Origin of the sequence: Necropsobacter rosorum, from assembly GCF_964241405.1 — a bacterium.
Classification (GTDB): Bacteria; Pseudomonadota; Gammaproteobacteria; order Enterobacterales; family Pasteurellaceae; genus Necropsobacter; species Necropsobacter rosorum.
In genome coordinates, this window is the sequence record NZ_CAXSXF010000007.1 from 44,070 (window position 1) to 66,067 (window position 21,998).

Here is a 21,998-nt window from a genome sequence, read left to right on the forward strand (position 1 = left end):
TGATTATTGATGGCGAATTCGCGGATTCAGTACGCCGTAGATCACATCGACACAGACATTAAGCAAAATAATTATCGTCGCAATAATCAGCACCGCACCTTGCACCACGGGATAATCACGATCGCGAATCGCCTCAATCACCCATTTGCCGATGCCCGGCCAGGCAAAGATCGTTTCGGTAAGAATCGCACCGGATAATAACTGACCGACAATCAAGCCGATAACGGTCACCACCGGAATCAACGCATTACGCAGCGCATGAACCACGATCACCCGCAGCGGCGCAAGCCCCTTGGCGCGGGCGGTGCGGATATAATCCTCGCCCAGCACTTCCAGCATAGAAGAACGGGTCATGCGCGAAATCACCGCCAGCGGAATCGTTCCCAGCACCACGGTCGGCAAAATCAGGTGAGAAACGGCCGACCGAAACGCGCCCGGTTCGCCGGACAGCCAACTGTCGAGCAACATAAAGCCGGTTTTCTCTTCGATCCAGAATGCCGCCCCAATACGCCCGGATACCGGCGTAATATCCAGCTGGACGGACATCACCAGCATCAGCAGCAATCCCCACCAGAACACCGGCATGGAATAACCGGTCAGCGACACCGCCATCACCGTATGATCAAAAACCGAACCGCGCTTTACCGCAGCCAGAATGCCTATCGGAATCCCAATCACCAGCGCAAACGCTATCGCACAGACAGACAATTCGACCGTCGCCGGAAACAGTGATAAAAACGCCTGCATGACCGGTTCGTTATTTTTAAACGAGCGGCCTAAATCTCCCTGCGCAATACCTTTGATATAATCGACATACTGAATATACCAAGGCTGATCCAGCCCCAGCTGTTTTTTCATCTGCTGGTGCATTTCGGGGCTTAACCCACGTTCGCCCATGCGGATTTCAATCGGATCGCCCGGAATCAAATGAATCAGCGCAAAGGTCAGCAACGTCACGCCGATAAAAGTCGGCACCACCATGGCAATACGCTTGAAAATAAACTGAAACATAACGTTCTCTTCGCTTAACCGTCAACCGCTTACAAAAAATCAAACCGGCGCCGGCCTACTTGTCGAAGCTGAAAACAGCACAAAAAACAACCGCACTTTAAGCGGTAATCCCCCCAAATATCCTATCGTCGGCGGCGTTAGGATAAAAATGCGGCCGAAAACGACCGCACTTTAAACTTTTTTGTCTTATTCCACACGAACACCGTAAAACGCGCTGTAACCGAACGGGCTTTGTTTATAATCGCGCACCCGCAGACTTAACGGGGTGAACGTGACCGAGTGAGCGACGGTGATCCACGGCGCCTGCTCTTTCACTATCACCTGCGCCTGTTTATATAACGCCGCGCGTGCATTCTGATCTTTCAAGCCGATGGCTTTGGCCAATAAGGCGTCGAATTCGGCATTTTTCCAGCGGGCATAATTGCTGTTGCCCGCATTTTCACCGCTCAGCAACGGTGACAGGAAATTATCCGGATCACCGTTATCGCCCGACCAGCCGTAAGTACCGGCGGCAAACTGCCCTTCTTTGGTACGTTTGATATAATCGCCCCATTCATAACTGACCAGTTTGGCTTTCACGCCGATTTTTGCCCAGTCGTTTTGCAGAATTTCCGCCATACGACGCGGGTTCGGATTGGAATTGCGCACCACCGGTTGCACCCACAATTCCGTTTCAAAACCGTTCGGATAGCCGGCTTCGGTCAGCAATCGCTTGGCTTTTTCCAGATCATAAGGATAATCTTTAATGTCGTCATTATATCCCCAGATAGTCGGCGGCAGCGGATTTTTCGCGGCGATACCGGCGCCCTGATACACCACGTTCAGAATGGTTTGCTTATCGGCGGCATAATTCAGCGCCTGGCGCACTTTCTGATTATCAAACGGCGCTTTTTCCGTATTAAAGGCGATATAAGCCACATTCAGCCCTTCCTGCGACAATAGCTGAATTTTCGGATCCGTTTTCATGCGTGCCAAATCCGCCGCATTCGGAAAATCCATCATATCGCAGGCACCGGTCTGCAGCTTGGCATAACGTGCGGTGGCATCCGGAGTAATACTGAAAATCAGACGATCAATCGGTGCTTTACCTTTCCAGTAATCCTGATTGGCGAGAAACCGTATCGCCTGATCGAGCTGATAACCGGCAAATACGAAAGGCCCGGTGCCGATCGGTTGGTTGTCAATGGTTTCCGGTTTCCCCGCCGCCAGCATTTTATCGGCATATTCCGCCGAATAAATGGAAATAAAATCCATCCCCAGACTGGCGAGGAATGTAGCGTCCTGCTTGTTCAGGGTAATGCGCACCGTATGATCATCGATTTTTTCCACCGCTTTCAGCAGGCTTGGAAATTTCATCGCATTGAAATAAGGATAGGTGCCGTTGGATACCTTATGGTAAGGGTGATTCGGATCACGCTGGCGGTTAAAGGAAAATAATACGTCATCGGCATTAAATTCGCGACTGGGCGTGAAAACCTTATTCGAATGGAATTTCACCCCTTTGCGTAAATGAAAAGTGTAAGTCAGCCCGTCATCACTAATTTCCCAGCTTTCCGCTAGTCCCGGCTCCAGTTCCGTACTGCCGCGTTTAAATTCCACCAATCGGTTATATACCTGTTGTGAGCTGGCATTATAGGAAATGCCGTCCATCACCAGCGCCGGACTGAAGCCGGACGGTGAACGGCTGGTGCAGTTAATAAACGTGGTGTCTTTCGCCGCTGCAAAAGCCGCAACGGACAACAGCAACGCACCTAAAGATAATTTAGCGTTTAATTTCATTCTTCCTCCGGATGTTGAAATGCGCCGCACGCACGGCGAGGATACGGGATTTAATCACAGTCTAACGGGATCGGCCGATAATGTTAAGCGCCAATATCGCCGGCAGTCACTATTAACAGCCTTTAACTATATGATCAAAGTGCGGTCGGTTTAAAGAATAAAATTATCTTTGCTATAACCAAAGACTATATAAACGCAAAAACCGGGCATCGACCCGGTTTTCAGACAGTGTAATCAAACTTAATGGAAAAAGGCCGCCACTTCGACAAACACTTTCAATAAGCTGGCGTTTAATAAATCAATGAAGAACGCGCCGACCATCGGCACGATTAAGAAAGCTTTGTGCGACGGGCCATAATGGGACGTGACCGCCTGCATATTCGCCACCGCGGTCGGTGTGGCGCCCAGACCGAAACCGCAATGCCCGGCGCTCAGCACGATGGCATCATAATCTTTCCCCATCGCGCGGTAGGTTACCACCACGGCATACAGCGCCATCACCACCACCTGCACGATCAACAGCACAAAAATCGGCAGCGCCAGATCCGCCAGCTCCCACAGTTTTAACGACATCAGTGCGATGGCAAGGAAAATTGACAGCCCGACCGTACCTAAGACGTCAATGGCGGCATCCGCCACTTTAAATTTGAAAAGGTGCGCCAACGTATTGCGGATAATTACCCCGACAAACAGACACCAGACGAACGTCGGCAGCTGGAACGCACTACCTTTTGTCCACATATCCAAATGTTGTCCCACGAACAGACAAATCGACAACATGGTAATGGTTTCAATCACCGAACGGGTATTGATTTTACGGCGATAAACCGGTTTTTCGAAAGCTTCTTCTACATCGTCCACGTTTTCGTCTTCCGGCACTTCTTCTTTATGTAACCGTTTCAGTAAAAAACTGGCTACCGGGCCGCCGATAATCCCACCGAACACCAGCCCGAAGGTGGCGCAGGCCATCGCCAGTTCCATCGCGCCCTGAATGCCGAAACGCGCGGTTAAATCCTCCGCCCATGCCGCACCGGTACCGTGACCGCCGGTTAGTGTGACCGAACCGGCGATTAATCCATAGGCGGGATCCAGCCCCAGCAACATCGAACCGAACACCCCGACCAGATTCTGTAGCGCAATCAGCCCCGCCGCCACAAACAGAAAGACCACCAGCGGTTTACCGCCCTTAACCAGACGGGCAAAGTTCGCGCTTAAACCGATGGAGCTGAAAAACACCAGCATCATATTACGCTGTAAATCCGTATCAAAACCGAAACTGACGCCCCACATCTGGTGCACGAATGTGAGCGCAATCGCCACGATAAAGCCGCCGACGACCGGTTCCGGAATATTGTAATGATTTAATAAATGAATGCGTTTTACTAAAAAATAACCGAGCAACAGAACAAGGCAGGCAAGGGCCAGCGTTTCATAAGTATCAAAATTCATATTTTCCTCTTTAATTATTATGCCGGACAGTGCGGTATTATCCGGAACAGAAAGGGTATTTCACGCTTAAAATACACCTAAAACGCAGCGGATAAAAGCGTTTATCCGCTAAAAAAGGCGGAAAATATAACAGAAAAACCGCATTTTCGCTATAACGGCAGGATATAAAGCCGGGTTTTATACGTTCAGCCAGAAAGTGACCGGCCCGTCATTGGTCAGGCTGACCTGCATATCGGCGGCAAATTCACCGCTGGAAACGGTAATTTTTTCACCGCACTTTTGCACAAAATAATCATACAACCGGTGCGCCGTTTCCGGCGCCGCCCCTTTTGAAAAGCTCGGCCGCAACCCTTTTTGCGTATCCGCCGCCAGCGTAAACTGAGAAACGACCAGCAACGCGCCGCCGATTTGCTGCACATTCAGATTCATTTTTCCCGCCGCATCGGCGAACAGTCGGTAATTCAGCACCTTATCCAGCAGGCGATCCGCTTTGGTCTGATCATCGTCCTTTTCCACACCCAGCAGCACCAGCAACCCTGTGCCGATTTGCCCGACCGTCTCGCCGCCGATTGTCACTTTCGCCTGCGTCACACGCTGAATTAATGCGATCATTGTTGCTCCTCAATCTGTTTAAAATCCAACTCGCCGCGTTTTAAGCGCCGCATATCCGCCAGCACCGCAGACAGCTGCGCGCCGAGCAGAATCGCAATCCAGCTGAGCTGGATCCACAGCAGCATAATCGGCAGCGTCGCCATCGCGCCGTAAATCAGCTGATAAGACGGAAACGTTTTGATATACCAGGCAAAAGCCTGCTTGCCCAGCGTAAAGAATATCGCCGCCACCAGCGCTCCCGCCGCCGAATGACGAATGCTGACTTTTTTATTCGGCACCACGGTATAAATCAGCGTAAAAATAAACCAAGTCAAAAAAAACGCCGCCGCACTCAGCGAGCTGATGCCGAACGGCAGAGTGAATGTCGTCGTCAGCATTTCTTTAGTCATCGCACTGAGAAAAATGCTGGTCGCCATCATCAGCGGGCCCAGCGTCAGAATCAGCCAGTAAATGGCGAAAGAAAACATCAGCGGACGCACCGTGCTGTCACGCCAGATCGAATTCAGCGTGCGATCAATGGAATTGATCAGCATCAGCGCGACCACAATCAGACTGATAATCCCCACCGCGCTCATTTGTTTGGAATTGGTAACGAACTGATCGAGATACTCGCCCACCACATCACTGGCCTGCGGGGCGAAATTATTAAAAATAAACAGTTTCAGCTCACCGGTCACCTCGTTAAACACCGGAAAAGCGGAAAAAATGGAAAACACCACCATAATCAGCGGCACCAGCGCCAGCATCGTACTGTAAGTTAAATAACCCGCCGCCTGCGTCAGTTTATTCTGATTAAAACGGTACCAGAACAGTTTGAAAAACAGCGTCAGACGTTCGAATAAAAGCGACATAACAATTCCCCGCAACAATGTTTGAATTTTTTCTCCGAACCGCAAATACAAGGCTGTTTCATCGCCGGCAGCGCAACCGTCGGATCGGCAAAATACCAGCGCTCGCCAATCCGCACGAACAAGGATTTTTCGTGATGAACCTGCCGAGCCTGCCCGGCGGCGAAAACGGCGTGAAATTCCACCGCACTGTGCCGTGCGCTCAGATGCGGCTGACAGTCAATAATCTGCAACCCGAGCCAACGGGTATTTTCCGCCCAGCGGCGCAATGCCGCCGTATCCAGCAACGGCTGCTGGCTCGGCACCGTGGTGCGCACGATATAGTCGATATCCCGCCGCACGAACGCCGCGTAACGGGAACGCATCAGCCGCTCGGCGTTTTCCGCATCGCGCGCGCCTAAATGCAACGGCGCGCAGCAATCGGCATAATTTTCGCCCGACTGACAGGGACAAAGTGCGGTGGTTTTTTGTGTTGTTTCAGCGCGATTCATTATTTAATTGTTCAAGTTATTCAAGCTGATAAGAGATAATATTATCGGTATATTAATAAAAAATCCCCCGTTCGCCCACCTTTATCGCCGCAAAACACGTTATTTTTTGACCGCACTTTATTTTTTCCTTATTATTTCACCACGATTTCCCTCCGCAATATAAGGACAATTTTATGCAATATTCATTGGCACAAACCGAACAGGGGCAGGTATTGGGCATTACCGCCAAAATGGCGAACCGCCACGGTCTGATTGCCGGCGCCACCGGTACCGGCAAAACCGTCAGCTTACGCAAAATGGCGGAAGCCTTCAGCGACGACGGCGTGCCGGTTTTTCTGGCGGATGTCAAAGGCGATTTGTCCGGTCTGGTGCAGGCCGGCGAATTACAGGGCAAAATTGCCGAACGTATTGAGCGCTTTCAACTGGGCGGCGAGAGCTATTTGAGCGGCTATCCGGTGTCTTTTTGGGATGTTTTCGGCACCACCGGCATTCCGCTGCGCACCACGATTTCAGAAATGGGGCCGCTGTTGCTGGCCCGCCTGCTCAATCTTAACGACACGCAGGAAGGCCTGCTGAATCTGGTGTTCCGCGTCGCCGACGATAAAGGCCTGTTGCTGATCGACCTGAAAGATCTGCGCGCCATGCTGAAATATGTGGCGGAAAACGCCAAAACCTTTCAATTGGAATACGGCAATGTCTCCGCTGCCAGCGTCGGCGCCATTCAGCGTGCGCTGCTGACGCTGGAAAATCAGGGCGCCACCAATTTATTCGGCGAACCGACGCTGAATCTGGACGACTGGCTGCAAACCCGCGACGGCAAAGGCGTCATCAATGTGTTGAATGCGGAAACCCTGATCAACTCGCCGCGCATGTACAGCGCCTTTTTATTATGGCTCATGGCGGAATTGTTCGAGCGCCTGCCGGAAGTGGGCGATCCGGATAAGCCGAAATTCGTGATGTTTTTTGATGAAGCCCATTTGTTATTTGACGGCGCGCCGAGCGTGCTGGTGGAAAAAGTGGAACAGGTGGTACGCCTGATTCGCTCCAAAGGCGTCGGCATTTACTTTGTCACCCAAAATCCGCTGGATTTACCCGACAGCGTACTGGGACAGCTCGGCAACCGGGTTCAGCATGCCCTGCGCGCCTTCACTCCGCGCGATCAGAAAGCGGTGAAAGCCGCCGCCGAGACCTTTCGCGCCAATCCGCAGGTAGATGTCGCGCAAGCCATTTCCACGCTGGCCGTGGGGCAGGCGCTGGTCTCCTTTTTAGATGAAAAAGGCATGCCGACACCGGTGGAAATCGCCTCTATTTATCCGCCGAAAAGCCAGCTCAAACCGATTAGCGAAGCGCAGCGCGAGGCTTGGGTGAAAGACGATGATCTGTACGCGTTTTACCGCGATGATGTGGACAATATTTCTGCTTTCGAAACCCTACAACAACAGGCGGATCTTGCCGCCGTCGCGCAAAAACAGGCCGAACAGGCACAGGCGGAAGAAGAAAACGGGCTGATGAATCGTCTCAACCGCATGCTGTTCGGCAGCAAGAAAAAAGGCGAACAGCTGACGATCACCGAGCAAGTCGTCAGCGGGGTGGCGAAATCCGTCGGACGCAACATCCGTAATCAAATCACCAAACAGATTATGCGCGGCATTTTAGGCGCCTTAAAAAAATAGTGCGTTTTTCATTATCCGCCATAAAAGTGCGGTCAAAAAATTAGCAGAATTTTGACCGCACTTTATTTTTCGCCTGTTCTTATCCCTGAATATTTACCTCTACGCAGACCGTTAATTGGCGGCAGAATAATTTAACAGTGAAAAAAATGTTGTTGAAATAAACGGCTATCAGAGATCCGACCAGTATAAGCAGGTAATTCATTAAGCAAAAATAAAAATAATCAATATTAACAATTAGTTACATTCTATAACTTCTCGTCAAGATCACATTTTACCGGATTAATGGCTATTTATTCCGCATAATCATCCGTCATTATGAAATAATTATTTTATAAAAATAATTACCCTCATTTTCAATAAGGTTTTTGTTAAGTATAATTCGGCAACTTTTTTTTTAATAAAAAAATACTCTGCTTTATCTTTTATTACTAAATACTTAACACCATTCTTATGAAAATAACAATAAATAAGCTGACTTATGCGCTATTATGCGCCGGACTTGGCACCGCCTTTTCGGCTCACGCGGTTGATGATTCGCTGACTCAGGAATTACAACAATTAAAAAATCAACAACAGTTTAATCAGGTCAACGAAGGCTTAAAAAGAGCCGAACAGTTTTTGCGCCGCTCGGATGACAGCGCGCCTAAACGCGCCGCCGGGCAGGAAAACGAAAACGATAGCACGGCGCCGCGCATTACATCCATCAGCATTGATTTGCAGGGGCGGAATATCCCTTTGGATTTCAGCGAAACCATTGCCGATTATGAGGGCAAACCGCTGACGACCAAGCAAGTGTTCGAATTGGTGAAAGCGTTGACCGACGTGCTGTATCAGGCCGGTTATGTCACCAGCGCCATCGGTTTAAAAGATGCGCCTTCCGAGGGCAATCTGGCGTTTGTCGTACATTGGGGATTGGTGAACGACTATTATGTGAACGGCGAACAACCGCAACGCTTTAAAGATAAAGCGATGGTTGCGGTGTTACCGAATCTTCGCGATAAGATCTTTAATATTTACGACATCGATCAATTGGTCGAGAGCTTAAATACGGTCAATAAATCCGCCAAAATCAACGTTATCGCCGATCAAAAACCGGCTTATTCGAATTTAGATATTCAGGTGCAAAGAAAGCGCCTGCCGCGGTTAACCGTCGGGCTGAATAATTCCGGCACCGGAAATAACGCCAACGGGCGCAATCAGGCAACCTTAAATTTGGCCTGGAGCGATTTATTCGGCACCAATGACAGCTGGAATTTCTCTAGCGGTTATCGTTTTTATAAAGACCGCAAACGTAACGGTCAACAAAATTACGCGTTGCTGTATAGTCAGCCGTTTTCTTTTTACACTTTGGATCTCAAGGTGTCGCAGGCGGATAATGAAAAAGAATTAATCGGCCGGCACCGCTACTCATCCCGTGGTACGGTAAAAACCGCGTCGGCGAAACTGACGCGCTTATTAATGCGTAACCGGGAATCCATTCTTTCCGCCTACACGGAAGTCGAATTTAAAAAGCGCAGAAATTACATCGGCGCAAGACGAGTCAATAACTACCACCACAATAAGCTCACCGTCGGATTATCCTATATTACCGGTTTATTTAACGGGCAGTTTTACGGCGATGTGTCTTACGCGAACGGGTTGAACTGGTTCCATTCGGATAGTCTGGCTTATACGAGAAACGGCGAAAAAACGCTGAAAAGTGTATCCGCCACCTTAAGCTGGTATAAACCGTTGCTCTTTGCCAAACGTCCTTTCAATTATCAGATTCGCTTCGGCGCACAATATTCGCCTTACAGCGTCTATTCGGACGAGCAGTTTTCCATTGGTGACGAATATACGGTAAGAGGATTTAAAGGCGGGATAAGTTCCGGCGATAAAGGCTATTACTTATCGCAGACGCTGGATATGCCTTTTTATCCGCAAAAAAGCTACTTAACGCAGATCAAACCGTTTTTAGGTATTGATTTCGGGCGCAACTACCAGCGTTTACCGAAACGCAACGAAACCCTTGCAGGCTTCGCTTTAGGCGCAAAAGCAACAATAAAAAATGCCGCCATTTCATTTAGCTATGCTAAACCGATAAAAAATATCAAACACAATAAAAATAACCATGTTTACTATGTAAACGCGTCAATGACATTTTAATTAAAAGAGAGCCGACCATGAACAAAAACCGTTATAAATTAATTTTCAGTAAAACCCGCTGTTGTTTAATTCCTGTTGCCGAATATATTAAATCTGCCTTAGGCAGTACCTCAAAAGCCAAAGAATCGGATAAAAAAACCGTACAACAAGCACCCGAATATCGCAAATCATCCTTATCCGATTTTGTCGCCGCTTATTTGAACCCGATTAAAACGGTCGATATGCTTAAAAGCAAACGGGTGTCTTTACTGTTGCTGACTGTATTATCTCCGGCCGCTTTCGCCGAACAAGGTGCGGTGCTGGATCCGAATAATCACAATACGAAAATTAAATATACCGAGAATAAAGTACTGATCGTCGATGTCGCCAAACCGGGAAATGACGGTATATCCGATAACCATTTCAGTAAATTTAACGTCGAAAACGGTTCTGTTTTTAACAATAGCCTGAAAGAGGGAAATTCCTATTTAGTCGGTCACTTAGAAAAAAACCAAAACTTTGATAAACAAAGCGCCAAAGCCATTCTGACACAGGTGACCGGAAGCGAAATGAGTAAAATCCGCGGCGGTCTGGAAGTTTTCGGTGATAAAGCGGATTTGCTGCTTGTTAACCCGAACGGTATTAATATTAACGGCGTACAAACTTTCAACACCGATCGTTTTGTGGTTTCTACCAGTGAAGTGGCTAAACCAGAAAACGGCGTTAATCTTTCGGTTACACGCGGGAAAGTCACCATTGACGAAGACGGTCTGGCAACCGACGGGCTGAAATATTTAGATATCGTAGCCAAAAAAATTGAACAAAAAGGTGCGATTCGTCATGCAAAAGAATCAAAGGATGCGCAGCAGGCCAATATTACCTTGGCGGCGGGTTCCAGCGAATTTAACGTAAGAGACAGCAAGCTGACCGCCAAAAACGACACCTCTAACGAGGTCGCCATCAGCGGCAGCGAAGCCGGCGCCATGTATGGTAACCATATTCAACTGATCACCACCGATAGCGGTGCGGGCGTCAACCATAAAGGCATTATTCTGTCCGAATCGGATATTGCCCTGAATAATAAAGCCGGCAAGGTAGAAATCAATACGATTCAGTCCAAAGGCAATATTTATGCCGAAGGCAGTCAAGCATTTTCCGTTACTGGTACATTAAACTCCGATAAAAACATCCGGCTGGACAGTAAAAACGTAACGGTAGACACTAATGCGAAAGTCAGCGCAAAAACCGTCAATATTACGCGGGCCAACACCGTTCAGGTCAAAGAAAATGCGAAGATTGCCGGCCCGCAAGTCGATATCCACAGTAATACCACAACCGTTGCGGCCAAAGCGAAAGTCACCGCCACGCGTCTTACGGTGAAAGGACACGAGTTAGAAAATAACGGTTCCGTCTCAAGCCGGTACGGTAACATTGATGTTGACCGTTTAATTAATCGCGATACGATCCTTGCGCAAAAAGACTTGTATATCGCCACCAAAGGAATGGCCGCGGACGCCTTAATTGCGGGCGGAAAACTGCACGGTTTTGATCTGGATAAGTTAAAACATAAATTCGAACAGCAAAAAAACGGCTTCCAGAACAGCGGTACGATTCAAAGTCTGGAAAATGCGACACTCACGTTTAAAGACAAGACCAATTATTTTTCCGCCTTACATCAATTACCACAGGCAAAAGGGACGTTAACGTTTTCCGCCAATCGTCTGCATATTAATAATAAAGCCGATCTGCAAACCGAAGGTAGCCTGAACCTGCACGGTCATGAATTTTCCAATGACGGGGTGTTAGCCAGCGGTAAACAACTGTCGTTAAACATTACCAATAATATTAATAACAGTGGCTTATTAGGCGCACGGGAACGCTTAGCATTAACCTCGGAGCAAGGCAATATTATTAATAATGCCGGCGGCGTATTCCATTCCGAAGGTGACATGGCGCTTGATGCCCATGATCAGGTTTATAATGCCGGTGATATTCTGGCAAAACGTAAGCTGACTATCAGCGCCCAACGCTTACTGAATGATGTTATCCTCAACAAGAATGATGTGTCGGTAATCGGAAAACAGCAAGATAAAATACATAACCATTATGGCAGAACCTGGACCGGCGTTTACCGTTTCTGGAGTTACCTTCCGGAATTTAAAAATGATTTGCAAGCATCGCACTTAGGCAAAATCCGTTCCGAAGGCGGGCTGACCTTTAATCAAAAGGATTCCAGCCATGCCGATGCCGGTATTATCAACCACGGTATTATTAATATTCGCGGCACCTTTGAAAATAACGGCACGAAGCAGATTATTAATAATATGAAATCGGTGGATAAAACCATTGTGGATTATTTAAAGCAACCTTCGCGTGCGCTCTTGTCGTTCTATCCGAAGTTTAATTTGTTTGGTACCGCATTAGCCGGAGAAGCCATCAAAGAATTTCACAATTTATTCGAAATGATCGACTATGTGCTAAGCCAAAAATACGCGCTACATACCGGACTATATACCAGTGAAAGAGATCAAGTATTTAAACTGCTCAAATCCCTTGAGCATCCTCAACTGCAACAAGTGCTGACCGCAGCGCTCGGCCAAAACTGGGAAGGGCAATCCATGGACACGCTGGCCAGAAACTGGCAGCGAACCAAAGAAGGCAAAACCCCTGCGCTTCACTTCTATCCGGCGGAACAGGCCAAAATTTTAGCCGATAACATTACCGGCAGCGCAGATTTACTGCGTAATGGTGAGCGGGCGGAAAACGGTGAATTTAACAACGAAATCAACGTCGGTAAGCATAAACTGGATATTCCGGCACCGCAGTTTAAATCTTTTATTGCCGAGGCGGAGCAACACAGCGGCATTGATCTTTCCGTGCTGGCGGAATTACTGGCCAACCCGAATTTATTTATCGATCGTTCATTGCAATTAGAAAAACCTAAACATCAGCCTACGCCGCATGATCAGGATGACGATAAATTATTGCAGGAATCGGAGGAAGAAAAACGCCAGCGGTTAGAACGTGAGCTTGAACAAGCCCGTCAGGAAAAATTACAGGCGGAAAAACGGCATAAAGAACTTGAAGCGCAAAAACAAAAAGAAAAAGCGCAGCAAGAAGCCTTAGAACGTAAAAAACGTGAAGACGCCTTACACGCCCTGCAAGAGAAACAACGTCAGGAAAAAGAAGCACTTGAACGGAAATTACAGGCTGAAAAAGAAACTCAAAATCGCAAACAACACGAAGAAGAGCTGAAAGCGCTTGCGGAAAAACACAAAAAAGAGCAGGAAGCCCTGCAACAAAAACTTGACGCGGAAAAACAGGCTCAGCTTGAAAAACAGCGAAAAGAGCAAGAGGAGCAGTTGCGTAAATTAGAGGAATATAAGAAAAAACTGGAAGAAGCGCGTAAAAAAGCGGAAGAATTCGCCAAACAACGTGAAATTCCGGAACAAAAAAACCGTCCGCGCGTTGATGTGGATCCGCTTTACCACACCCGGATGAAATACATTAACCAGAAAGACTATGTCGGCGGTAACTATTTCTTTAATAAAATCGCACCGAAAACGGAAAGCGGCAAAGTAAACACGGTCGGGGACGCGTATTTCGAACACCAATTGATTACCCGCACGATTGAGAAGAAAGTCGATAATCACTTGGCGCTCAAATACAACTTAACTAACGTTCAGCTGGTAAAACGGTTAATGGACAATGCCTATCATAGCGCGAAAGATCTTCATCTGACCTTAGGTCAGGCATTAACCAAAGAACAGCAGGACAATCTGAAAGAAGATATTGTCTGGTATGTCAAATCCACGGTAAACGGAAAAGAAGTCTATGTACCGCAGGTCTATTTTGCGAAACAGACTTTAGAAGACGCTGCGAAATATAAAGGTTTTGATACCGCATTGATTAAAGCCAGAGAAGCCGAGTTAAAAACCAAACAGGTTGAAAACGCCGGCTCAATCTCAGGCAATAAGATCAATATTGAAGCGGAAAACAAAATCAAAAATCAGGGATCAATTCAGGCGCAGGATAAATTAAAACTTAAAGGGCATAAAGGCATTGAATCCACCGCGAAAACCTATGTGGATGATAAAGGCAACACTACGGTTGAAAAATCAAAAATCAAGAGCGACAAACATCTGCATCTGGAAACCGATCTTGATAGTAATGTTGACCTGAAAGGCGCCGATGTCAAAGCGAAATCCGGTTATGTCAGAACCAAAGATCTCAATGTGAAAGATACCCATGAAACACAGAGTTCGCATAAATCGACAACGATTCCATCAGATAACGGGCTGAACGGTTCTCTCGCCGGCGGGATCTCCGAAGATAATTACACCGCAAAATCGGTGGGTTCAAAGGCTGAATTTGATCATTTACATCTTGCCGTGGCCGGTAATGTCAGTCAGGAAGGCAGCAAAATCAAAACCAACCGCACAACCGGGATTGTACAGGGCCACTATGTCGCCAAAGGCGGTAAAAACCTTTCGCACAGCGAAACGGAGAAAAACCTCGCCCAAAACTATGGCAGCGCTGAAATCAATGGTTTTGGTTACGGTGCGTCCGCATCGGTCGATCAGGAAAACGGCGCCACAACGGCAGCGGGACGTTCTAACGGTGCGGGTGCCAGTGCGGAATACGGTCTTTCGTTCACCAGAACGAAAACCACAGAAACCAAACTACAGCACTCCAACAGTGAATTAGATGCCAAGAGCGGTCATTTACATATTCAAAAGGATTTGGATATCGGCGGTCTGGATATTAATAAATCGACGCCGGCCACGCCGAGTGAAAAAACCGAAAAAGATGACGCCTTAAAACCACAACCGAAGGCGAAAAGTGCGGTTAAAAATCCGCAGAAAAAAGACAATCCGGCATTTAAAAAATTATCGGATGAAGAAGTGGCAAATCTTATGGCGGAAAAAGACGAAAGTTTCTTTGAGGCACAAAAAGACATCGCGGCCAAAGAAGAAAAAGCCGGCTTTAAACTGTCTGCGGACAGAATTTTATCCACCAAGCAAAAAAATGAGATTGATAAAACCCACGAATCATCGAAATTTTCCTTAGGGATGACCGCGGAAGCGCATTCCTCGGCACTGGATGCGGCGGCCAATATCGCAAAACAGGTTCGAGATAGCAAAAAAGGCATTAAACAAGATGCGACCGCTGCATTGCAATATGCAAGCGATGTGGCTAATTTAGTCACCGGCGATTTAGTCGGCGGTTCGGTCAAAGCGCAAATCGGGTATTCCAAAAAATACAGCGAATCCCATGAAGTTTCCGATAACAAAAACACCTTAAATGGTAAATTAACCTTTACCGCGCGCAGCGGTGACGCAACTTTCAATAATGTTGAAAGCAATAAAGAAACGACCGATCTTACGATCAACGCAAAAGGTAATGTGAACGTTAATGCGGGCGAAACCAGACGCACTGAAAGTGAACAATCGGAAAGTCAGAAATTCTCGCTGGGAATCAGCGCGGCCTGCGGTATTGCGGCGCAAGGTTGTGCCGCCGGTGCCAGTGCAAAATTTGAAATGAGTACCGGTAATACCAAAGAACAGGCGATCACCTACCAGAACAGTAAATTAAAAGGTAAACGCATCGAAATCAACTCCGACGGCGATTTTAATCTTTCCGGAGGAAATATCGAGGCGGATAAATACATCACGGATATAAAAGGTAAAACCAATATCGAATCCAAACAGGATTCCTACAAACGTGATCACAACCATTTTGATTTATCCGCTTCTGTCGGCGCGTCAGTCAGTTCGGCCGGCTTTGGTAAACCGAGCGGAAGCTTCGGCGCCAACATCGGTAAAGAAAAAGAGGAAAGCCACAAAGTCAACGAGCAATCCGGCATTAAAGCCAAACATATCAGCGGTACGCTTAATGACGTGAATTTAAAAGCCGGCTATATCGTTGACGAAAGCAACAGCAATGATTTAGAAATCAAAGGTAAAATAACGCATCAGAATCTTAAGGACTCCCACCATAAAGATGGCGGTAAATTCGGTGCGACTATTGGCGCAAACAAAGATGGCGTAAAACAGCTGGATATTCGCGGAAGTCGTTCGGAACAACTTCACTATGAAGCGACTCAGCAGTCCACTATTGCGGGCGTTAAGACAAACCAGCAGAGTGATACGCCGATAAATCAGGATTTATCAAAATCGAAAAGTATTCAACGTAATGATAAATATGCCAGCACTAAATTCCAATTTGAGACATTAGATATTACTAATATGGCTAAAAAAGGAATCGAGAAGGCGCAAAAATTAAAACAACATACAGAAAATCCTGCTCATGAAGAAACGCCGCAAGGCACCGGAGATCAGGCGGCTCAACACCGTTCTTCTCAGGAAGCGGTCTATAGCACGGTGAATAAGAGCGCAAAACCATCGGCCAAACCGAGATCAAAATCGGCTGATGACGCGATTTACAGTCAAGTCGGAGATAAAAACGCGGCTAAATCGAGATCGAAATCTGTCGACGAACCGATTTATAGTCAAGTCGGCGATAAAAATGCGTCGAAACCAAGATCGAAATCCGCCGATGAGCCGATTTATAGTGAAATCGGCGATAAAAACGCCGCAAAACAGTCTTCTTCTCAGGAAGCGGTCTATAGCACGGTGAATAAAAGCGCAAAACCATCGACCAAACCGAGATCGAAATCGGCGGACGAAGCGATTTACAGTCAAGTCGGTGATAAAAACGCGTCTAAACCAAGATCGAAATCTGCCAACGAGCCGATTTACGAAGAAATCCCGCAAGGCACTTATAGCCAAGTCGGTGATAAAAACGCGGCTAAACCGAGATCAAACTCTGCCGATGAACCGATTTATGAAGAAATCCCGCAAGGCACTTACAGCCAAGTTGGGGATAAAAATGCGGCTAAACCGAGATCGAAATCTGCTGACGAGCCGATTTATGAAGAAATCCCGCAGAGTATTTACAGCAAAGTCGGGGATAAAAACGCGGCTAAACCGAGATCGAAATCTGCCGACGAGCCGATTTACAGTGAAGTCGGCGATAAAAACGCAGCTAAACACTCTTCTTCTCAGGAAGCGGTCTATAGCACGGTGAATAAGAGCGCGAAACCATCGACCAAACCGAGATCAAAATCTGCCGACGAACCGATTTATAGTGAAATCGGCGATAAAAACGCAGCGAAACAGTCTTCTTCTCAGGAAGCGGTCTATAGCACGGTGAATAAGAGCGCGAAACCATCGACCAAACCGAGATCGAAATCGGCGGACGAAGCGATTTACAGTCAAGTCGGTGATAAAAACGCGTCTAAACCGAGATCGAAATCTGCCGACGAGCCGATTTATGAAGAAATCCCACAAAGCATTTACAGCAAAGTTGGGGATAAAAATGCGGCTAAACCAAGATCGAAATCTGCCGATGAACCAATTTACGAAGAAATCCCGCAAGGCACTTATAGCCAAGTCGGGGATAAAAATGCGGCTAAACCAAGATCGAAATCTGCCAACGAGCCGATTTACGAAGAAATCCCGCAAGGCACTTATAGCCAAGTCGGTGATAAAAACGCGGCTAAACCGAGAGCGAAATCTGCCGATGAGCCGATTTACGAAGAAATCCCGCAAGGCACTTACAGCCAAGTCGGGGATAAAAACGCGGCAAAACCTAGATCGAAATCTGCCGATGAGCCGATTTACGAAGAAATCCCACAAAGCATTTACAGCCAAGTTGGGGATAAAAATGCGGCTAAACCGAGATCGAAATCTGCCGATGAACCGATTTATGAAGAAATCCCACAGAGCATTTACAGCAAAGTTGGGGATAAAAACGCGGCTAAACCAAGATCGAAATCTGCTGATGAGCTGATTTATGAAGAAATCCCACAGAGCATTTACAGCAAAGTTGGGGATAAAAACGCGGCTAAGCCGAGATCGAAGTCTGCTGAGGAGCCGATTTACGAAGAAATCCCGCAAAGCACTTATAGCCAAGTTGGGGATAAAAACGCGTCTAAGCCGAGATCAAAATCCGCCGACGAGCCGATTTATGAAGAAATCCCACAAGGCACCTATAGCCAAGTCGGGGATAAAAACGCGTCTAAGCCAAGATCAAAATCTGCCGACGAACCGATTTATAGTGAAGTCGGCGATAAAAACGTAGCGAAACAGTCTTCTTCTCAGGAAGCGGTCTATAGCACGGTGAACAAGAGCGCGAAACCATCGGCCAAACCGAGATCAAAATCCGCCGACGAGCCGATTTATGAAGAAATTCCGCAAGACATTTATAGCCAAGTCGGCGATAAAAACGCGGCTAAGTATCGTTCTTCTCAGGAAGCAATATACAGTAAGGTGAATAAGCGTACGAAACCATCGGCTAAGCCGAGATCGAAATCTGCTGACGAGCCGATTTACGAAGAAATTCCGCAAGGCACTTATAGCCAAGTCGGCGATAAAAACGCGACTAAACCGAGAGCGAAATCTGCCGACGAGCCGATTTATGAGGAGATTCCGGATACAACATTAAAAACTAATTTAGAATATAAATTAAAAGCAAAACGAGCTTTACCTGAACTTCCATAAAAAGGAGCTCTCAAGGCATATTGAAAAACAGTGCAAAAAAGCACCGCACTTTTGACAGATGCCTTGCCGGAAAGTCGCAGTAAAAAATGGGTTAACACCGTAACAAGTGTTAACCCATCTTTTTAAATACGGAGACGGCTTTCAAAAGCATGATCCGGTACCAGATAAAAAGCGGGTAAAACTTACCCGGCGCTATCCGCTCGATAGTACCGGGCGATTACTGACATTTTTATCTGTTTAACGGTTAAATTAAATAATCCTTGAAAACTGCTGCTGTTTTGCCTGTTGGCGGGAATAGGTGTCGAAGCACAGGCAGATATTGCGGATCAGCAAGCGTCCTTTGGAAGAAACCTGTAAGCCGCGCGGGGTGATTTCAATCAATCCGTCATCGGCCAACGGTTGCAATAGAGCTAAATCCTCGGCAAAATGTGTGGCGAAATCAATGCTATATTGCCGTTCGATGGCGGAATAATCCAGTTTGAAATTACAAATCAGCTGTTTAATCACATCGCGGCGCAGGCAATCTTCCCGCGTCAGTACCAAGCCTTTGTGCAGGGCGTTGCCCTGTGTTTCCAGCGCGGCATAATAATGCTTCAGTTCTTTTTGATTCTGTGCGTAAGTATCGCCTAACAGGCTGATAGCGGATACGCCCAGTCCTAGCAAATCGCATTCTTCCTGCGTGGTATAGCCTTGAAAATTGCGGTGCAATACGCCGTGTTGCTGCGCAATGGCCAGCTCGTCATCCGGTTTGGCGAAATGATCCATGCCGATAAAACGATAACCGGCGCCGTTCAGCGTTTCGATGGTTTTTTGCAGAATAGTCAGTTTGGTTTCCGGCGCCGGCAGCTGTTCGTTTTTAATTTTCGCCTGACCGGCGAAACGGCTCGGTAAATGGGCGTAATTGAATACGCTTAAGCGATCCGGATTGAGTTCAATCACTTTTTGCAAAGTGAACATAAAACTGTCCACGGTTTGCAGCGGCAGGCCGTAAATCAGATCCAGATTGGTTGAGGTAAAGCCCAGCTCGCGCGCACGGCTTAACAAGGCACGGATAAACGCCTCGTCCTGTTCGCGGTTCACCGCTTTCTGTACGTCTTTATTGAAATCCTGCACGCCCATACTGATGCGGTTAAAACCGATATGACGCAGATGGGTCAGCATGCTTAGTTCGATTTCACGCGGATCCATTTCAATACTGATTTCCGACTGCGGCGCAATGTCAAAATGCGCCCGCAGCATTCCCATTAAACGGGCGGATTGCGCTTCCGTCAGATAGGTCGGCGTACCGCCGCCCCAGTGGATCTGCGTCACCCGGCGCCGAGCGAACAATCCGGCGCGGTTTTTAATTTCTTTTTCCAGATAATCCAGATAGATATCCGCTTTATGCTGATGGCGGGTAATAATTTTATTGCAGGCGCAGAAATAGCACAGTTTATGACAAAACGGAATATGCACATACAGTGACAACGGCCGCTCGGGATAACGCGCCGCCGCCCGTTTAAAATCCGCCTCCGTATAATCTTCGCTAAACTCCAGTGCGGTCGGGTAAGAGGTATAACGCGGCCCCGACTGATTGTATTTCTGAATTAGCGCCGAATCCCATGTGATGTCCGACATTCAAGTTCCCCCCGGATTTGTTCCATATCGGCTAATAATTGCCGTAACTCCAATTTAATCTTTTGTTCCAGCTCCGCTTCGGCGCTTTCACGCTGCCGATCCTGTCGCATACGCTCGTTTTTCTTCAGTGCGCGGCGCGCCTCGTGCGTGGGCATATCCATCACCACCTGATACAAGGCAAACATACCCGCGTAGCGGCTTAAGCTTTTGCCCAACGGCTCAAGCAGCATTTTCAATCGGATCACTCCTTCCGAATGATTGCAATCGCCCGTTTGCATGGCATTGGCGATAATCACAATGCTCTGTTTTAAACGTTCAATCCGCGCCGCGCGTGCCTGCGCAAAGGCTTTTTTCTGTTTTTGCAGCGCCGCCAGCAGATAAACGGTATAACCTATCAGCGCGGCGATAATCAACGCCGCAAGCAACAATAAAATGATTTTCCACATAATTTATCTGAACCGGTTAATATCCATCGTTGCAAAAGTGCGGTATAAATCGTCGTCGTTTTCCTCGTCATCCTCAATGCCCAGCGCTTCCATCAGCTGCGCGATACGCGCCAGACAATCGTCCACAAACCGCTGATCGTCGGCACTGAGGGTTTTACCGGCATCCAGCGCATCCAACAGCTGATTCAGACATTCGTTATTTTCCAGCTGTTCCAGTTCAATGTGTGGTTCCAATTCGCTCTGCGGACTAAAGTGCGGTGGTTTTTGCGCCGTTTTCTGCGCGCTCAGGTTCGGATCCTGTTGCGGTTTATTGACGAATTCCACCATCAGCGGCACTTTTTTCCGGCTGCCCAGCCGCGGATCCCGAGCGGTCGAAGTCTGTGCCGGCTGATTATTATCCTGCGCGCTATGGCGGGAACCGGCCGCCAGACCTTTATGTTTTTTCTTGCGTTTTTCCTCACGCGCTTTGGCATCTAACTCATAACGGGTCGGTTTGCGCCCGGCGCGCGATGTCGGCGCCTCCGGACGTTTGTCCGCTTTGCGCGCGGGCATAATATCGGCGATTCGACGGGTTTTCTTTTGACGGGACATAATGTTATCTCTCAATTATAAATCAAGCACGGATTGTAACATTCAAACGGATAATTCTCACCATTTTCCTGTCGCGGACGCAACACGGATTGCGGCTAGAACGGTGCCGGGGTGTCAAAACGCATCAATTCGCCGCTCAACGGATGAGTGATTTGCAGACTTTCCGCATGCAGACACAGGCGCGGCGACATGGCTTTGGCCTGCGGATGCGCATAAAACTTATCGCCCAAAATCGGATGCCCTAACGCCAGCATATGCACCCGCAGCTGGTGTGAACGCCCGGTAATCGGGGTGAGCCTGACCCGCGTGCGATTATCCGCCAGACGCGCCAAAACCTGATAATTTGTCACCGCACTTTTCCCCTGTACGAAGCAGATTTTTTGCCGCGGGCGGTTTTCCCAATCGCAAATCAGCGGCAGATTCACCCTGCCGCTATCCTGCGCCAAGTGTCCCCACAACAGCGCCTGATAGGCTTTTTTCGGTTCGCGCTGACGAAACTGACGCTTCAGTTCTTTATCCGCCAGCTTGCTCATGGCAAACAGCAAAATGCCGCTGGTTGCCATATCCAGACGGTGCGCCGGTTCGCAAAAGCCGTATTTATCCTTCACCCGCGACATTGCGCTGTCATAATATTGCGGCTGATTACCGGGCACCGAAAGCAGCCCGCTCGGTTTGTTCACCACTAAAATATGATCATCCCGATATACCACTTCCAGCCACGGATCGGTCGGCGGACGATAGTCAATTAACGCCATATTTTATTCTCTTATCCGGCGACGGTTCTCCGTCGCGC

The 21,998-nt window shown here is 47.9% G+C and carries 13 protein-coding genes; 3 read left to right on the forward strand and 10 right to left on the reverse strand.

The genetic code is table 11. The features are described 5' to 3' along the window. Window positions 1-3: 3 nt before the first annotated feature. The 6 genes from ACESOH_RS11150 to ACESOH_RS11175 all read right to left on the reverse strand — a co-directional run bounded on the left by ACESOH_RS11150 (window position 4) and on the right by ACESOH_RS11175 (window position 6,190). Window positions 4-1,011: an ABC transporter permease subunit gene (locus ACESOH_RS11150; protein ID WP_373101222.1), complete on the reverse strand. Its 1,008-nt coding sequence runs from the start codon at window positions 1,009-1,011 to the stop codon at window positions 4-6. Between the two features lie 186 nt (window positions 1,012-1,197). Continuing rightward, window positions 1,198-2,790 (reverse strand): ABC transporter substrate-binding protein, encoded by a 1,593-nt coding sequence (locus ACESOH_RS11155; RefSeq protein ID WP_373101223.1) that lies wholly within the window; start codon window positions 2,788-2,790, stop codon window positions 1,198-1,200. Window positions 2,791-3,030: 240 nt separating this feature from the next. Next, entirely contained in the window at window positions 3,031-4,239 is a 1,209-nt protein-coding gene (gene gltS / locus ACESOH_RS11160) for a sodium/glutamate symporter (protein WP_032093474.1), read from the reverse strand. 177 nt (window positions 4,240-4,416) lie between these two features. Beyond that, window positions 4,417-4,851 (reverse strand): D-aminoacyl-tRNA deacylase, encoded by a 435-nt coding sequence (gene dtd / locus ACESOH_RS11165; protein ID WP_032093475.1) that lies wholly within the window; start codon window positions 4,849-4,851, stop codon window positions 4,417-4,419. Continuing rightward, complete coding sequence (locus ACESOH_RS11170) at window positions 4,848-5,702, reverse strand: virulence factor BrkB family protein (protein ID WP_373101225.1); 855 nt, start codon at window positions 5,700-5,702, stop codon at window positions 4,848-4,850. The genes dtd and ACESOH_RS11170 overlap by 4 nt, the downstream gene beginning before the upstream one ends. Continuing rightward, window positions 5,678-6,190: a YchJ family protein gene (locus ACESOH_RS11175; protein ID WP_373101226.1), complete on the reverse strand. Its 513-nt coding sequence runs from the start codon at window positions 6,188-6,190 to the stop codon at window positions 5,678-5,680. Before ACESOH_RS11175 ends, ACESOH_RS11170 begins: the two co-directional genes overlap by 25 nt. A gap of 173 nt (window positions 6,191-6,363) precedes the next feature. Between ACESOH_RS11175 and ACESOH_RS11180 the strand changes: the two genes are divergently transcribed. The 3 genes from ACESOH_RS11180 to ACESOH_RS11190 all read left to right on the forward strand — a co-directional run bounded on the left by ACESOH_RS11180 (window position 6,364) and on the right by ACESOH_RS11190 (window position 18,551). Further along, window positions 6,364-7,863 carry a helicase HerA-like domain-containing protein gene (locus ACESOH_RS11180; RefSeq protein WP_373101227.1) on the forward strand — a complete coding sequence of 500 codons (1,500 nt, stop codon included), beginning with the start codon at window positions 6,364-6,366 and terminating at the stop codon, window positions 7,861-7,863. A gap of 450 nt (window positions 7,864-8,313) precedes the next feature. Continuing rightward, entirely contained in the window at window positions 8,314-10,008 is a 1,695-nt protein-coding gene (locus tag ACESOH_RS11185) for a ShlB/FhaC/HecB family hemolysin secretion/activation protein (RefSeq protein ID WP_373101228.1), read from the forward strand. Between the two features lie 17 nt (window positions 10,009-10,025). After that, complete coding sequence (locus ACESOH_RS11190) at window positions 10,026-18,551, forward strand: two-partner secretion domain-containing protein (protein WP_373101229.1); 8,526 nt, start codon at window positions 10,026-10,028, stop codon at window positions 18,549-18,551. Between the two features lie 249 nt (window positions 18,552-18,800). On the opposite strand, the gene hemN is transcribed toward ACESOH_RS11190, so the two are convergent. From hemN to rluA, 4 genes are all read right to left on the reverse strand, one after another. After that, the gene (gene hemN / locus ACESOH_RS11195; protein ID WP_373101230.1) at window positions 18,801-20,168 is read right to left on the reverse strand and encodes an oxygen-independent coproporphyrinogen III oxidase; all 1,368 of its coding nucleotides are present in this window, start codon (window positions 20,166-20,168) and stop codon (window positions 18,801-18,803) included. Beyond that, complete coding sequence (locus ACESOH_RS11200; RefSeq protein WP_373101231.1) at window positions 20,138-20,614, reverse strand: DUF2489 domain-containing protein; 477 nt, start codon at window positions 20,612-20,614, stop codon at window positions 20,138-20,140. Before ACESOH_RS11200 ends, hemN begins: the two co-directional genes overlap by 31 nt. A gap of 3 nt (window positions 20,615-20,617) precedes the next feature. Next, window positions 20,618-21,205, reverse strand: a complete 588-nt coding sequence (yihI, locus tag ACESOH_RS11205; protein WP_032093481.1) for a Der GTPase-activating protein YihI — start codon at window positions 21,203-21,205, stop codon at window positions 20,618-20,620. Window positions 21,206-21,300: 95 nt separating this feature from the next. Next, window positions 21,301-21,960: a bifunctional tRNA pseudouridine(32) synthase/23S rRNA pseudouridine(746) synthase RluA gene (rluA, locus tag ACESOH_RS11210; RefSeq protein WP_032093482.1), complete on the reverse strand. Its 660-nt coding sequence runs from the start codon at window positions 21,958-21,960 to the stop codon at window positions 21,301-21,303. Between the last annotated feature and the right edge of the window lie 38 nt (window positions 21,961-21,998).